This is a genomic window from Azomonas agilis, assembly GCF_007830255.1.
In the GTDB taxonomy this organism is placed as follows: domain Bacteria; phylum Pseudomonadota; class Gammaproteobacteria; order Pseudomonadales; family Pseudomonadaceae; genus Azomonas; species Azomonas agilis.
In genome coordinates this window covers 38985-53533 of the sequence record NZ_VLKG01000010.1, presented here as the reverse complement: position 1 = coordinate 53533, position 14549 = coordinate 38985, and the positions used below count along the sequence as shown (strand labels likewise).

Sequence of the window (14549 nt, the reverse complement as noted above, 5' to 3'; positions counted from 1 at the left end):
CAGGTACAATCCCCGGCTATTTTCAGCAGTTGATTTCTGCACATATCCGAGTATTCGAGCTGTGAGCGACCTGAGTCATATCCGTAATTTTTCCATCATTGCCCATATTGACCACGGTAAATCAACCTTGGCTGACCGATTCATCCAGATCTGTGGTGGGTTAGCTGATCGGGAAATGGAGGCTCAGGTACTAGACTCCATGGACTTGGAGCGCGAGCGCGGGATTACCATCAAAGCCCATAGTGTAACCCTGCACTATAAGGCGAAAAATGGCACCACTTACCAACTAAACTTTATTGACACCCCCGGCCATGTGGACTTCACCTATGAGGTGAGCCGTTCTTTAGCTGCCTGTGAGGGGGCTTTATTGGTAGTGGATGCGGGGCAGGGCGTAGAGGCCCAGTCGGTAGCCAACTGCTACACGGCCATTGAGCAAGGCCTTGAAGTCATGCCCGTCTTGAACAAAATGGATTTGCCTCAGGCCGATCCTGATCGAGTCAAAGACGAAATTGAGCGCATCATCGGTATTGACGCAGCCGATGCGGTTCCCTGTAGCGCTAAAAGCGGTATGGGCGTTGAGGATGTGCTAGAGCATCTGGTTAAAACCATCCCAGCTCCTGAGGGTGAAATTGATGCACCCTTACAGGCTCTGATCATTGATTCTTGGTTTGATAACTACTTGGGCGTAGTTTCCTTGGTGCGTGTAAAACATGGCCGGGTGAAAAAAGGCGACAAGATTCTGGTTAAATCCACCGGTAAAATGCATCAGGTAGACAGCGTGGGGGTCTTTACGCCTAAGCACACCGAGATGCCTGACCTAAAAGCCGGTGAAGTCGGCTTTATTATTGCCGGCATTAAAGACATTCATGGGGCTCCGGTGGGGGATACTCTGACTCTGTCTAACACGCCGAATGTGGAAGTGCTACCAGGATTCCAGCGCATTAAACCTCAGGTTTATGCGGGCTTATTCCCTGTTAGCTCCGACGATTTTGAAGATTTCCGAGACGCGCTGCAAAAGCTAACCCTGAACGATGCGGCCTTGCAGTATGAGCCTGAAAGCTCCGATGCTTTGGGCTTTGGCTTTCGGATTGGTTTTCTGGGCATGCTGCACATGGAAATCATCCAAGAGCGCTTGGAGCGCGAGTACGATCTGGATCTGATCACCACTGCGCCCACGGTGATCTATGAGGTGGTACTGAAAAACGGCGATACTCTGTATGTGGACAACCCCTCTAAACTACCTGATTTAGCCAACATTGCTGAAATGCGCGAACCGATCGTTCGGGCTAATATTTTGGTACCTCAGGATCATTTGGGGAACGTGATCGGATTGTGTATTGAAAAGCGTGGCGTACAACGCGATATGCAATTCCTCGGTTCACAGGTACAGGTTTGCTACGATTTACCGATGAACGAAGTGGTTTTGGACTTCTTTGATCGTTTGAAGTCGGTGAGTCGTGGTTACGCTTCGTTGGACTACAGCTTCGACCGCTTCCAAAGCGCGAATCTGGTTCGTCTGGATGTGTTGATTAACAATGAAAAGGTCGATGCTCTGGCGCTGATCGTGCACCGCGAAAGTGCCCACTACAAAGGGCGGGCTTTGACTGAAAAAATGAAAGAGCTGATCCCGCGCCAAATGTTTGATGTGGCTATCCAAGCGGCTATTGGCGGACAGATTGTGGCTCGTACCACCGTAAAAGCCCTGCGTAAAAACGTATTGGCTAAGTGCTATGGTGGTGATGCAACGCGTAAACGCAAGCTGCTGGAAAAGCAAAAAGCAGGTAAGAAGCGCATGAAGCAGGTAGGCAGCGTAGAAATTCCACAGGAAGCATTCTTAGCGGTTCTGAAGGTAGATAGCTAATGTCGATCAATTTTCCATTGTTGCTGGTACTGGCCGTTGCCATAACTGGGGTACTGGCGCTGGTTGATCTGTTATACCTCGCGCCCCGGCGCAAGCAAGCGGTTGAGCGTTATAAGGCAGATACAGCGCAAACGGACCCGGCTGTATTAGATGCCTTGAATAAAGAGCCCTTGATGGTTGAATACGGAAAGTCCTTTTTTCCGGTTTTGGCGATTGTGCTGATTTTGCGCTCGTTTTTAGTCGAGCCTTTTCAGATCCCCTCGGGTTCTATGAAGCCTACGTTGGAAGTAGGTGATTTTATCTTAGTGAATAAGTTTGCCTACGGTATTCGCTTGCCGGTTATTGACACTAAGATCATCCCTATCGCTGATCCTCAGCGAGGTGATGTGATGGTGTTCCGTTACCCTAGCGATCCCGATATTAACTACATTAAGCGCGTAGTGGGTTTGCCCGGAGATGTAATCCGTTATACCAGTGATCGCCGCTTGTTGGTTAATGAACAGCCTGTTGCCGAAACGCTGTTAGGCGAAGAAGCTGGAAGCCTCGGCAGTACCCTGTTGTATCGGGAGCAGCTAGGAGCTGTAGAGCATCTGATCCGCAAGGAGATGGGCCGCTATCGCATTGAACCTGACCGTCAGTGGACAGTGCCTGAAGGGCATTACTTTATGATGGGGGATAATAGGGATAACTCTAACGACAGCCGCTACTGGGCTGATGCTGAGATTCCCCCAGAGTTACAGGGCATGGTGCCGGATCGTAACATTGTAGGTAAAGCCTTTGCGGTTTGGATGAGCTGGCCTGATCCTAAGTTGAGTCACTTACCCAGTTTTTCGCGGGTAGGCGTGATTCATTAATTGTGAAAGCGCTTGTTAAGCCGTTGGGAATTTAATCCAATAGGAAATAGGGTGAATCATGGACGCTCCCGCAAAGCAAAAAGGTTTAACGCTGACCAGTTGGTTGGCTATTCTTTCTATTGTGGCTTTTATTGCGGGTGTTGCCTTTAAAATCGTGCCACACTACTTGGATTATATGTCTCTGGATAAAATTATTCTCCAAGCAGAAGAAGAGTCGCAAAAAAGCGGCGCTCGATTAGCAAGCGTCAGTGATTTAAAGGACTACATACGCAAAGGCATGCAAGTAAATGGACTTAGGGATATATCCATGGATCAGGCCCTGAAGATCGAATTAAACAACGACACCTTTAACGTTCAACTGGACTACGAGCAACGTGAGCCTTTGGTTCGCACTCTGAGTCTGGTCGCCCACTTCAAAAAGACGTATCAGTTTAGGATACCGTGACCATTCCGTTAGATCGCCTTGAGCGCAGGCTCGGCTACCACTTCCGAAACCAAGAGCTTCTCTTAGTGGCTCTAACTCATCGCAGCTATGCCGGACGCAATAATGAGCGTTTGGAGTTCTTAGGCGATGCCATTCTTAACTTTGTGGCTGGGGAGGCGTTGTTTCAACACTTCCCGCAGGCCCGAGAGGGCCAGTTATCACGTCTGCGTGCCCGTTTAGTTAAAGGCCAGACCTTAGCAATATTAGCCCGTGGCTTTGAGCTGGGGGATTATTTGCGTTTAGGCTCTGGTGAGTTAAAGAGCGGAGGCTTTCGCCGTGAGTCCATTTTAGCTGATGCATTGGAAGCCTTAATCGGTGCCATCTATTTGGATGCAGGTATGGACATTGTGCGCGAGCGCGTCTTGGCGTGGTTAGCTACTGAATTGCAAAGCTTAACGCTGGTCGATACCAACAAAGATCCTAAAACCCGCTTGCAAGAGTTTCTGCAATCACGAGGCAGTGACTTGCCGCGTTACGATGTAGTGGATATTCAAGGTGAGCCCCATTGCCGGGTTTTTTATGTCAGTTGCCAAGTGGCGTTACTCACTGAAAAAACCCAAGGACAGGGGGCTAGTCGCCGAATTGCAGAACAGGTAGCCGCCGCTGCCGCCTTAGTAGCCCTAGGTTTGGAGAATAGCCATGAGTGATGCGGACATCAGCCGTTGCGGTTACGTGGCTATTGTGGGTCGGCCTAACGTGGGCAAATCCACCCTGTTAAATCATATTCTCGGTCAAAAACTGGCGATTACTTCTCGTAAACCGCAGACCACCCGCCACAATATGCTAGGCATCAAAACGGAAGGGGCAACCCAAGCTGTTTATGTGGATACGCCCGGTCTGCATAAGCAAGATGAAACAGCCCTCAATCGCTATATGAATCGCACCGCATCTTCAGCTTTGAAGGATGTGGATGTGGTGATTTTTGTGGTGGATCGTGATCGCTGGACCGATGAGGATCAGATGGTTTTGGAACGCATGCGTTTTGTACAAGGGCCGGTGATTGTGGCTGTGAACAAAATGGATCGCTTTGAAGAAAAAACCAAGGTTCTGCCTCACTTAGAATGGTTGGCTGAGCAATTGCCTCAGGCTGAAATTGTGCCTATCTCCGCCCAGCATGGTCGCAATCTAGACACCTTGGAGCGTCTGGTGGGTGAGCGTTTGCCTGAGGCTGAACACTTCTTCCCAGAAGATCAAATCACTGACCGTAGCAGTCGTTTTCTAGCAGCTGAGTTGGTGCGTGAGAAAATCATGCGCCAGTTGGGGGCCGAATTGCCTTACCAGATCACGGTGGAAATCGAAGAATTCAAGCAAAAAGGCCATGTATTGCACATTCACGCCCTGATTCTAGTAGAGCGCGAAGGGCAGAAAAAAATCATCATCGGTGACAAAGGCAGCCGCTTGAAACGCATTGGCCAAGAGGCGCGGCAGGATATGGAAGTGCTGTTTGATGCCAAGGTAATGCTGAATCTGTGGGTGAAGGTGAAGAGCGGTTGGTCAGACGATGATCGCGCTTTGCACTCCTTGGGTTATTCGTGACACCTAATTCGTATCACTAGGTCATTAACACCTCAAAAGCCTGCGGATTGGGGTAGAGTGTGGTTTCTTCTTCCAACCCATAAAAGGAATGATTATGAAGAAGCAACTGCCTATTTGGACTCTGGCTGTTATAGGATTGGCTGCGCCTTGGGTGCAGGCCGATACCCTAGCCAAGATCAAAGCCTCGGGAAGTGTCACTGAAGGCGTGCGTGAATCCTCGGGACTGTCTTACACGCTGGGGAATGGTCAATACACCGGCTTCCACTATGATGTATGTGCCAACATCATCGAAGACATCAAAAAGCAGCTGAATTTGCCGAACTTACAGGTGAAATATCAGCCAGTTACCTCGCAAAACCGCATTCCACTGGTGAAAAATGGCACTGTGGATTTAGAGTGCGGCTCCACCACCAATACTGAAGCCCGTCAGCGGGATGTGGCCTTTGCTGTAACCACCTATGTGGAAGAGGTTCGGGTTTTGGTTAAGGCCAATTCGGGCATTAACGGCCTTGAGGATCTGGCGGGTAAAACCATAGCCACCACCACCGGTACCACTTCGGTACAAACCCTGCGCAAGCACAAGCGAGCTGAGGGTGTGAACTTTAAAGAAATTTTCGGTAAAGACCACGCCGACAGCTTCTTGCTGTTAGAGGGTGGCCGCGCCGATGCCTTCGTGATGGATGGTTCGATTTTGGCGGCCAATGTGGCCAAGTCCAAAGAGCCAGCGGCTTATAAGATCTTGGACGAAGTGCTGTCCGTTGAGCCTATCGCCATCATGCTGCGCAAAGATGATCCAGCATTCAAAAAGTTGGTGGATGACAGCATTAAAGAACAGATCAGCAACGGAACCTTGGCTAAACTCTGGGATAAGTGGTTTTTACAACCCATTCCACCTGCGGGGGTAACCATAGGTTTGCCGTTATCTGCTGCAACTCAAGCGGCTTGGGACGACCCCAACGACAAACCCATGGAAGCCTATAGCGTACAAGAATAGGCTGATAGGTGCAGGCTGTATGCTCTAGCTCATACAGCCTGAGCATACTGAGCCGCAATACAGAGGGCTAAAGCCATGAATTGGGATTGGGAGATTTTTTTCCAAGATCCGGGTGGGCAGCACACAACCTATCTGGAATGGCTGATGTCCGCTTGGGGTTGGACGTTATCAGTCTCTTTATTAGCGCTGCTGCTGGCGCTGTTGATGGGCTTCATGATTGGAACCCTGCGTACTTTGCCCAAGCATCCGGGCTGGGTGCTGTTTGGCACTGGTTGGACGGAGCTGTTCCGCAATATCCCGCTGCTGTTGCAGATTTTTCTCTGGTATCACGTGATTCCAGCTTTAGTGCCGCCGCTCAAGGAGCTATCGGGTTTTGTACTGGTGGTGCTGGCGTTGGGCTTTTTCACCTCAGCGCGTATCTCAGAGCAAGTCTATTCGGGCATTCGAGCTTTACCCAAAGGACAGTTTTACGCGGCCCAAGCTTTGGGAATGACCACTTGGCAAAGCTATCGCTATGTGATTTTGCCCAGAGCTGGGCGCATTATCTTGCCGCCTTTGGTCAACGAGATGATGAGCATTGTGAAAAACTCCTCGGTGGCCTTTGCCGTATCCGTCTCGGAGCTGACCCTGTTTGCCTTACAAGTACAGGAGGAAACCGCACGCGGGGTTGAGGTGTATTTAGCGGTCACGGGTTTGTATGTTGTTTCGGCTTTGGCGATTAACCTGCTGATGGGGCAGATTGAACGGCGGGTGCAAATTCCGGGTTTAGTCTTACCGGGAGCTACAGGGGGAGGGCATTGAGATGCTAGATCTCGACTTTTCCTTCTATAACTGGGCCATGATCAGCGATTTTGTGCTCAAGGGATTTTACTTCAGCCTTGTGCTAACCCTGATCGCTACCTTGGGCGGTATTGTCCTCGGCACTTTGTTGGCCTTGATGCGCTTATCCGAGAAGCCCTTTTTAGTCTGGCCGGCCTTGGTGTACGTCAATGGCATGCGCAGTATTCCCTTAGTGATGGTGATTCTGTGGTTTTTTCTGTTAGTCCCTTTGATTATTGGGCAGCCCATTGGGGCAGAGATTTCCGCTGTAGTGACCTTTATTGCTTTCGAGGCGGCTTACTTTAGCGAGATCATCCGCGCCGGGATTCAGTCCATTCCGCGTGGGCAGGTCATGGCCGGTGAGGCGCTGGGCATGACCTACGCCCAAAACATGCGTTTAGTGGTTCTACCCCAAGCCTTCCGCAACATGCTGCCGGTGATGCTGACCCAAACCATCATTCTGTTTCAGGACACCTCCTTGGTGTACGCCATCGGTGCCTACGACATGCTCAAAGGCTTTGAAACGGCAGGCAAGCTGTTTGGTCGTCCCGTAGAGGCCTATTTATTGGCGGCAGTGGTCTACTTTGTGATCTGTTACAGCCTGTCGCGTTTGGTGCGTCGGCTGCATCAAAAGATCGCCATTATTCGTTGAACAGGACATTAAGATGATCGAACTCAAACAGGTATCCAAGTGGTACGGTGCGGTTCAGGTGCTGAATGACTGTTCAGCTCAGATCCACAAAGGGGAAGTAGTAGTGGTGTGCGGGCCTTCGGGCTCGGGTAAATCCACGCTGATTAAAACCATCAACGCCTTAGAGCCGATTCAGCAAGGCGAGATTTGGGTGGATAGTATTCCACTGCACGATCCTAAAACCAACCTACCCAAATTACGCAGCCGTGTCGGGATGGTGTTCCAGCATTTTGAGCTGTTTCCGCACTTATCGGTGACGGAAAACCTGACCTTAGCGCAGGTGAAAGTTTTAGGCCGCAGTCTGGATGAGGCGAAAAAGCACGGGCTGGAATATCTAGAGCGCGTGGGTCTGATTGCCCATAAAGACAAGTTTCCCGGTCAGCTTTCTGGCGGCCAGCAGCAACGAGTGGCTATTGCCCGCGCCCTGAGTATGGACCCCATCGTGATGCTGTTCGATGAACCAACCTCAGCCCTTGATCCAGAAATGGTCGGTGAAGTGCTGGATGTGATGGTGAGTCTGGCCAAAGAAGGCATGACCATGGTGGTGGTCACCCACGAAATGGGCTTTGCGCGTAAGGTCAGCAATCGGGTGATCTTTATGGATGTAGGCGGACGGATTTTGGAAGATTGCTCGCGGGATGAGTTTTTTGGCAATCCGGACGCGCGCCAGCCCCGGACACGGGAGTTTCTGGATAAAATCCTGCACCATTGAGTCCGGATTCCCCAGAGCCCTTTGCATGTCACCGCTGCCCGCCTTTGTGTTGCACGCCCAAGCCTACAAGGAAACCAGTGCCCTGCTGGATTTGCTGACCCCCAACGGGCGGGTGCGGGCGGTGTTGCGCGGCGCGCGTCAGCGCAGCGGCAGCTTGGCGCGACCCTTTGTAGCCCTAGAGGTTGAATGCAAAGGCCGAGGCGAGCTGAAAACCCTCAGCCGCTTAGAGGCTCAAGGCATTCCCCTATGGCTGACGGGCTCGGCGCTGTACAGCGGCTTCTATCTGAACGAGCTGCTGGTGCGCCTCCTGCCCATGGAGGATGCCTGCCCGGAAGTGTTTGAGCAGTATCAGCACAGCCTAAAGGCGCTGGCTTCTGGTAAAGCCCTAGAGCCGATTTTGCGCGACTTTGAGTGGTGCTTGCTCAACAGCATGGGCTACGGTTTTGCCTTGGATTATGACCAAGCAGGCCAACCCATTGAGGCTGACCGTGGTTATCGGTTTGATCCCTTGGCCGGTTTCAGTCGTGATACCTCACACAGCCCGTCCAGTTTTCAAGGCACCGAGTTATTGGCTCTACAGCAAGCGCGCTGGGAAGCCCCCGGCGCGTTAACGGCGGCAAAACGGCTGATGCGTTTGGCCTTAGCCCCGCATTTAGGATCGCGCCCCCTAGTCAGCCGAACCCTTTTTACCTCTTATCAACAGGATGCTTCCCATGTCTCATCTGAACCCCGTGCTGCTGGGTATTAATATCGACCACGTGGCTACTCTGCGTCAGGCCCGTGGTACGCGCTACCCTGATCCGGTAAAGGCTGCGCTGGATGCGGAAGAGGCGGGTGCGGATGGCATTACCCTGCATTTGCGTGAGGATCGGCGGCATATTCAAGAGCGCGATGTGCGGCTGCTCAAGGAGCTGCTGCAAACGCGGATGAATTTTGAAATGGGCGTAACTGAGGCCATGTTGGCTTTTGCTGAGCAGCTTCAGCCAGAGCATGTGTGCCTTGTACCAGAAACCCGCCAAGAGCTGACCACCGAGGGCGGCTTGGATGTCGCCGGGCAGGAGCTGCGTATTGGCCACGCGGTAGAGCGGCTGGCCAAGCAAGGTTCAGAGGTTTCCCTGTTCATTGATGCTGATCTCAAACAAATCGAAGCCGCTCAGCGTTTGGGCGCACCGGCTATTGAACTGCACACAGGCCGCTATGCCGATGCGGAAACTCCGGCCCAAGTAGCGGAGGAGCTGGCCCGTATTCGCGAGGGCGTGGCTTATGGGCAGTCCTTGGGCTTGATTGTAAATGCCGGTCATGGCTTGCACTACCACAACACCCAGGCCGTTGCTGCCATTCCCGGCATTCATGAGCTGAACATTGGCCATGCGGTAATTGCCCATGCGGTTTTTGTGGGCTTAAAGCAGGCGGTGCGGGAGATGAAGGAGTTGATATATAAATCTGTCCGCTGATTATAGGTGGTGAAATTTTTAAACTTTCGAACTTGGATTGTACCTCTTTGAAGCTAAGAGGTATATAAATCGCTGTTTAGCCTATGTGGCTAAAAGCTACATGAAATGGAGTGTCAATTTAATGCAAGAGTTTTCCGGTTTTTCTCGTGAGTTTTTTATTGTAGTGGTATTGGCTATTGTGTTTTTGGTGGTTGCAATTCATAGTCGTACTTCTTTAAGTATCAAGAATGAATCTGTTCGTAAGCTAGAAAGCGATTTAAGTAAGGCAACATTGATTCATGATCAGCTACAAATAGAGGTTGCAAAATTACAAAAAGAACGTGAGTTCCATATAGAGCAACTACAGTGGGTTGATAAAACCAAAAAAGAAATGCAGGACGCATTTCAAGCACTGGCTAGCCAATCATTACAAGTTAACTCTGATGAGTTTTTAAAGCATGCGCGCGAGCAATTTAATAGCCTTCTTGGTAAGACCCAGAGCGACTGGCAAACTCAGAAAGCAGAGTTGCAAGGTTTTATAGATCCGTTGCGTCAAAATCTAACAGCAGTTGATGGGTATGTTCGAGAGTTGGAGCAAAGAAGGGAAGGTGCTTATCAGGGATTACATGAGCAAATAAGCTATCTAAACCAAGCCCAGTCTGAACTAAGACATACAACTACAACGCTAGCTCAAGCGCTAAAATCTTCATCAGTGCGCGGGCGTTGGGGAGAGGTTCAGCTTCGGCGAATTGTCGAATTAGCCGGAATGACTGAGCGTATAGATTTTGAGGAACAGGTCGCTACTGACGATGGTCGCCCTGACATGATCATTCGGCTACCTAATGGCGGAGTAATTCCCATAGATTCAAAAGTGCCTATGGAGGCTTACCTTGAAGCCTTTTTTGATGAAAATGAAAGCTCACGACAACAAAAAATTAAAGACCATATAAAGGCCGTTAAAAGCAGAATTAATTTATTAAGCCAAAAGAAATATTGGGCTCAATTTGAGCATTCACCTGACTTTGTAATAATGTTTGTTCCGAGTGAGGCTTGTATCAGTGCGGCATTTGAAATGGATAAGGATCTGCTAGAGCAGTCTTTTGAGAAAAAAGTAATGATTACAACGCCCATTACGCTGTTAGCCCTTCTAAAGGTAATAGCGTTTGGATGGCAGCAGTACTTCCTTTCGGAGAATGCTAGGAAAATTGTTAACGAGGCTAGAGATTTCTACAGCAGGCTAGAAAGTTTTACAGGAAATCTAGAAAGCACAGGAAAACACCTGAACAGTGCTGTTTTAAGTTATAACAAAACAGTAGGATCCTTTCAGGGGCGGTTGCTTCCAATAGCTAGACGGTTTGAGGCGCTACAAGTCAACAGTAGCGAGATGAGCACTCCAAATGAAATAGATGAATCACCTCGCTCAATGAGTACTCCAGCACAGCCGTTAACTTAACCCATTTAAACTTTCGATCTGCAAGGGTAAGCCTTAAGGAAAGCTATATAGGCTTGATTTATTTTCTAGCCACAAGAGTAGCACGCAGTGGCGCAGGCAACCCCTCCACCGTTTTCAGTGGATTATTGGGATCAAGAAACTCCGGCAGTGACTGAAAGCGCATCCAATCGGTGCTGCGTTGTTCTTCTACCGTGGTGCGGTTGATGTCGACGCAGTGGATGTGGGTAAAGCCCGCGCGCCGTAGCCAGCATTCCAGCGCTGGAACCGAGGGCAAAAACCACACGTTACGCATCTGGGCATAGCGGTCTTCGGGGACTAAAACCGTTTGTGGGCCACCCTCGACTACCAGCGTTTCCAGCACCAGCTCGCCACCGGGTTTGAGGCAGTCTTTCAGCTCTAACAGGTGGTCGATGGGTGAGCGGCGATGGTAGAGCACGCCCATGGAGAATACGGTGTCGAAGCCTTCGAGCTTGGGCGGTAAGTCTTCCAGCGCAATGGGCAGGTGCCACACGGGCGCTTCGGGCATAAAGCGCTTCAGGGCATTGAATTGGCAGAAGAACAGCCAGTTGGGGTCGATGCCCACCAGTGTGCGCGCGCCGGCACCGAGCATGCGCCACAGGTAATAGCCGTTGCCGCAGCCCACATCCAACACCCGTTTGCCCTTGAGGTTGATGTGCGGGGTGACCCGTTCCCACTTCCAATCCGAGCGCCATTCGGTGTCGATGTGTACATCAAACAGATGGAAGGGGCCTTTGCGCCACGGAATCAGGCCGCGTAGGGCACGCTCTAATTCCGCCTGTTGTTCCGGAGTGCAGGGGCCATTCAGATTCAGGCTGTCGCGCAGCTCAATCTGTTCGGCTGTGAGGCCGGCGGGAATGGCCTGCACAGCGGCTTGCCAGCGTTCCAAATCACCGTGGCCTTTGGCTAGGCGCAGGGCCATTTGCTCGGGCAGGCTGGCGGCCCATTGAGCCAGCGGGGTTCCAGACAGTTGTTGGACGAGGGGATTCCAGTCGTAGGTCATGGCAAGGCAATCAGGGAGGCAAAGTTAAGGCACTGGAACCAGAGCACCACACGGCTGAATCCCGCTTGGCGCAGGCGTTGGCGGTGGGTGTCGAGGCTGTCGGGTTTCATCACGTTTTCGATGGCGCTGCGTTTCTGGGCGATTTCCAGCTCGCTGTAGCCGTTGGCGCGTTTGAAGTCGAGGTGCAATTCGGTCAAGAGTTGCTGCTCGGCTTCGTCTTCAAAGCACAGCTTTTCTGAGAGGATCAGCGCGCCTTGGGGATGCAAGGCTTGGCGAATACGGCTCAGCAATTCGGGGCGCTGTTCGGGGGCGATGAATTGCAGGGTGAAGTTCAGGGCCACTAGGGACGTGGGCTGAAATGCTAACTTCAGGATGTCGGCTTCCTGCACCTCGGCGGGCAGCAGTTCCTGAAACATCGCATCTTGGGCGTGCAGGTATTCGCGGCAGCGGCTGACCATGGCCGCCGAGTTGTCCACGGCCAGAATCCGGCAACGCTCGGTACGCACATGGCGGCGCAGGGCTTGCGTCACCGCACCGAGAGAGCAGCCAAGGTCGTAAATCAGGGTATCGGGTTGGGCAAAGCGATTGCCCAGCACGCCGATGTTTTCCACGATGGTGGGATAACCGGGCACCGAGCGTTTGATCATGTCCGGGAACACCCGTACCACCGCCTCGTTAAATACGAAGTCCGGCACTTGGGCTAGGGGCTGGGCGAAAAGCTGGTCGGGCTGATGGCTCACGGCAGTCTTCAGAGAAGTCGGAAAGCCGCGAATTGTAGCGAAAAACAGTTCTGCGTGCCTAAGCCAGAAGGCGGAGTACCACCTTCCGGCATTAGGCATGGCCTATGAGGTGTTACATATTGGGGTAGTTGGGGCCGCCGGAGCCCTCAGGCGCTACCCAAGTGATGTTCTGCGCTGGGTCTTTAATATCGCAGGTTTTGCAGTGCAGGCAGTTTTGCGCGTTAATTTGCAAGCGCGGTTTATCGCCGGTGCTGACCACCTCATACACACCGGCTGGGCAATAGCGTTGCGCCGGTTCGTCGTAGCGGGGCAGGTTGAACTCCATCGGCACCTCGGGATCTTTCAGGTGCAGGTGGCAGGGTTGATCTTCTTCGTGGTTGGTGTTGGACAGAAACACCGAGCTGAGTTTGTCAAAGCTCAGTACGCCATCCGGTTTGGGGTAGTTGATTATTTTCGCTTGGCGGGCTTCCAGCAGGGTGGCGTGGTCGGGGCGTAGGTCGTGCAGGGTAAGGGGCAGTTTTCCGCCCATAAAGTTTTGCTCAAAGGTGTTGAAGGCTCCACCCAGTAAGCTGCCCCACTTGTGAATCGCTGGGCCAAAATTGCGGCTGGCGTACAGCTCTTCATATAGCCAGGAGTTTTGGAAGGCTTGGGTATAGGCGGTGAGTTCATCGCCACCTTCATTGCCGGACAGTAGCGCATCAGCCACCACTTCGGCGGCCAACATGCCGGACTTCATGGCGGTGTGGCTGCCTTTGATTTTGGCAAAGTTGAGGGTGCCAGCGTCGCAACCGATGAGCAGGCCACCGCTGAAAGTCATGCGCGGCAGGCTGTTCAGGCCGCCTTTGGCAATGGCCCGTGCGCCATAGGACAGACGCTTACCGCCTTTCAGGTATTGGCTGATCACCGGATGGTGTTTGTAGCGCTGGAACTCATCAAAGGGCGACAGATGGGGATTTTTGTAGGCTAAATCTACGATTAACCCCACCACGACTTGGTTGTTTTCCAGATGGTAGAGGAAGCCGCCACCGGGATTATCGTTGTTGAGCGGCCATCCTGCCGTGTGAACCACTAAGCCCTGCTGGTGCAGCGCTGGATCAATCTCCCATAGCTCTTTAAGGCCCAAGCCATAGTGTTGCGGATCAGACAGGGCATCCAGTTGGTAACGGTTGATCAGTTGTTTACCAATATGGCCTCGGCAGCCTTCGGCAAACAGGGTGTACTTGGCGCGTAATTCCATACCAGGCGTATACACACCGGGTTTGGGTTCGCCTGCGCGGTTGAGTCCCAGATCGCCGGTGATGATGCCGCGTACTACGCCTTGCTCATCAATCAGGGGTTCTTGGGCGCTAAAGCCGGGGTAAATTTCTACACCCAAGGCTTCGGCTTGTTGAGCCAGCCAGCGGCATAGATTACCTAGAGAGATAATGAAGTTGCCTTCGTTGTGGAAAGTCTTGGGCACTAGGGCATGGGGCAAGCGAATAGCACGCTTGGCGGAATTCAGCAGATAAATATCGTCGCCTTTGACGACAGTATTTAAGGGCGCGCCTTGGGTGGCCCAGTCGGGGAACAGCTCATTTAAGGCGCGAGGCTCAAATACAGCACCGGATAAAATATGGGCACCTACTTCGGAACCCTTTTCCACCACACACACACTGAGTTCTTGTTCGGCTTCGGCGGCTTTTTGTTTCAGGCGGCACGCCGCAGCTAGCCCTGCGGGGCCAGCTCCAACAATCACCACATCAAATTCCATGTATTCACGTTCCATGGGGGCGTGTTCTCCTGCTCAAGGCATTTCAGGATTTTTTTAAGTCTGGGCTCCATCAATTCCCTGATCAAAGCCATTGGCGGGGCATTATATAGCGGTCGAGGGATACTGGCGCAGCTTCTGGAGCAGGCAGAGGATGGCCGATCCTTGTCTTGGGTTATTATGGAGCAATAGGTCAGCATAACC

15 protein-coding genes are annotated in these 14549 nt (G+C 51.9%); 12 read left to right on the top strand and 3 right to left on the bottom strand.

Annotated features, from left to right (window positions below):
- Positions 1 to 61: 61 nt before the first annotated feature.
- From lepA to LX59_RS12580, 12 genes are all read left to right on the top strand, one after another.
- A complete protein-coding gene (gene lepA, locus LX59_RS12635; protein ID WP_144572347.1) occupies positions 62 to 1861 on the top strand; it encodes a translation elongation factor 4 in 1800 nt (599 codons plus the stop codon).
- A complete protein-coding gene (gene lepB, locus LX59_RS12630; protein ID WP_144572345.1) occupies positions 1861 to 2715 on the top strand; it encodes a signal peptidase I in 855 nt (284 codons plus the stop codon). Before lepA ends, lepB begins: the two co-directional genes overlap by 1 nt.
- A 58-nt stretch (positions 2716 to 2773) precedes the next feature.
- Positions 2774 to 3160: a DUF4845 domain-containing protein gene (locus LX59_RS12625; RefSeq protein ID WP_144572343.1), complete on the top strand. Its 387-nt coding sequence runs from the start codon at positions 2774 to 2776 to the stop codon at positions 3158 to 3160.
- Positions 3157 to 3846, top strand: coding sequence for a ribonuclease III (rnc, locus tag LX59_RS12620; RefSeq protein ID WP_144572341.1), 690 nt, complete (start codon positions 3157 to 3159; stop codon positions 3844 to 3846). The genes LX59_RS12625 and rnc overlap by 4 nt, the downstream gene beginning before the upstream one ends.
- Positions 3839 to 4735: a GTPase Era gene (gene era, locus LX59_RS12615; RefSeq protein WP_144572339.1), complete on the top strand. Its 897-nt coding sequence runs from the start codon at positions 3839 to 3841 to the stop codon at positions 4733 to 4735. The genes rnc and era overlap by 8 nt, the downstream gene beginning before the upstream one ends.
- Before the next feature lie 94 nt (positions 4736 to 4829).
- The gene (locus LX59_RS12610; RefSeq protein WP_144572337.1) at positions 4830 to 5729 is read left to right on the top strand and encodes an amino acid ABC transporter substrate-binding protein; all 900 of its coding nucleotides are present in this window, start codon (positions 4830 to 4832) and stop codon (positions 5727 to 5729) included.
- 75 nt (positions 5730 to 5804) lie between these two features.
- On the top strand, positions 5805 to 6530 hold the full coding sequence (locus tag LX59_RS12605; protein WP_144572335.1) for an amino acid ABC transporter permease: 726 nt from the start codon (positions 5805 to 5807) through the stop codon (positions 6528 to 6530).
- Position 6531: 1 nt separating this feature from the next.
- Positions 6532 to 7200, top strand: a complete 669-nt coding sequence (locus tag LX59_RS12600) for an amino acid ABC transporter permease (RefSeq protein ID WP_144572333.1) — start codon at positions 6532 to 6534, stop codon at positions 7198 to 7200.
- Positions 7201 to 7213: 13 nt separating this feature from the next.
- A complete protein-coding gene (locus tag LX59_RS12595; RefSeq protein WP_144572331.1) occupies positions 7214 to 7951 on the top strand; it encodes an amino acid ABC transporter ATP-binding protein in 738 nt (245 codons plus the stop codon).
- Between the two features lie 25 nt (positions 7952 to 7976).
- A complete protein-coding gene (recO, locus tag LX59_RS12590) occupies positions 7977 to 8699 on the top strand; it encodes a DNA repair protein RecO (protein WP_144572330.1) in 723 nt (240 codons plus the stop codon).
- Positions 8665 to 9405 carry a pyridoxine 5'-phosphate synthase gene (pdxJ, locus tag LX59_RS12585; RefSeq protein ID WP_144572328.1) on the top strand — a complete coding sequence of 247 codons (741 nt, stop codon included), beginning with the start codon at positions 8665 to 8667 and terminating at the stop codon, positions 9403 to 9405. Before recO ends, pdxJ begins: the two co-directional genes overlap by 35 nt.
- A 121-nt stretch (positions 9406 to 9526) precedes the next feature.
- Complete coding sequence (locus tag LX59_RS12580) at positions 9527 to 10837, top strand: DNA recombination protein RmuC (protein WP_170234376.1); 1311 nt, start codon at positions 9527 to 9529, stop codon at positions 10835 to 10837.
- Positions 10838 to 10895: 58 nt separating this feature from the next.
- Here the strand turns inward: LX59_RS12580 and cmoB are convergent, their stop codons facing one another.
- The 3 genes from cmoB to LX59_RS12565 form a co-directional block, all read right to left on the bottom strand.
- On the bottom strand, positions 10896 to 11858 hold the full coding sequence (gene cmoB, locus LX59_RS12575; RefSeq protein ID WP_144572324.1) for a tRNA 5-methoxyuridine(34)/uridine 5-oxyacetic acid(34) synthase CmoB: 963 nt from the start codon (positions 11856 to 11858) through the stop codon (positions 10896 to 10898).
- Entirely contained in the window at positions 11855 to 12598 is a 744-nt protein-coding gene (cmoA, locus tag LX59_RS12570) for a carboxy-S-adenosyl-L-methionine synthase CmoA (protein WP_144572322.1), read from the bottom strand. Before cmoA ends, cmoB begins: the two co-directional genes overlap by 4 nt.
- 112 nt (positions 12599 to 12710) lie before the next feature.
- Positions 12711 to 14363 (bottom strand): electron transfer flavoprotein-ubiquinone oxidoreductase, encoded by a 1653-nt coding sequence (locus LX59_RS12565; protein WP_144572321.1) that lies wholly within the window; start codon positions 14361 to 14363, stop codon positions 12711 to 12713.
- Between the last annotated feature and the right edge of the window lie 186 nt (positions 14364 to 14549).

Excerpts from the sequence above, each read along its gene's own strand:
- cmoB (WP_144572324.1), bottom strand. The coding sequence starts at position 11,858 with ATGACCTACGACTGGAATCCCCTCGTCCAACAACTGTCTGGAACCCCG.
- LX59_RS12610 (WP_144572337.1), top strand. The coding sequence starts at position 4,830 with ATGAAGAAGCAACTGCCTATTTGGACTCTGGCTGTTATAGGATTGGCT.
- LX59_RS12600 (WP_144572333.1), top strand. The coding sequence starts at position 6,532 with ATGCTAGATCTCGACTTTTCCTTCTATAACTGGGCCATGATCAGCGAT.
- LX59_RS12605 (WP_144572335.1), top strand. The coding sequence starts at position 5,805 with ATGAATTGGGATTGGGAGATTTTTTTCCAAGATCCGGGTGGGCAGCAC.
- recO (WP_144572330.1), top strand. The coding sequence starts at position 7,977 with ATGTCACCGCTGCCCGCCTTTGTGTTGCACGCCCAAGCCTACAAGGAA.
- LX59_RS12595 (WP_144572331.1), top strand. The coding sequence starts at position 7,214 with ATGATCGAACTCAAACAGGTATCCAAGTGGTACGGTGCGGTTCAGGTG.
- LX59_RS12625 (WP_144572343.1), top strand. The coding sequence starts at position 2,774 with ATGGACGCTCCCGCAAAGCAAAAAGGTTTAACGCTGACCAGTTGGTTG.
- era (WP_144572339.1), top strand. The coding sequence starts at position 3,839 with ATGAGTGATGCGGACATCAGCCGTTGCGGTTACGTGGCTATTGTGGGT.
- LX59_RS12565 (WP_144572321.1), bottom strand. The coding sequence starts at position 14,363 with ATGGAACGTGAATACATGGAATTTGATGTGGTGATTGTTGGAGCTGGC.
- LX59_RS12580 (WP_170234376.1), top strand. The coding sequence starts at position 9,527 with ATGCAAGAGTTTTCCGGTTTTTCTCGTGAGTTTTTTATTGTAGTGGTA.
- lepB (WP_144572345.1), top strand. The coding sequence starts at position 1,861 with ATGTCGATCAATTTTCCATTGTTGCTGGTACTGGCCGTTGCCATAACT.
- pdxJ (WP_144572328.1), top strand. The coding sequence starts at position 8,665 with ATGTCTCATCTGAACCCCGTGCTGCTGGGTATTAATATCGACCACGTG.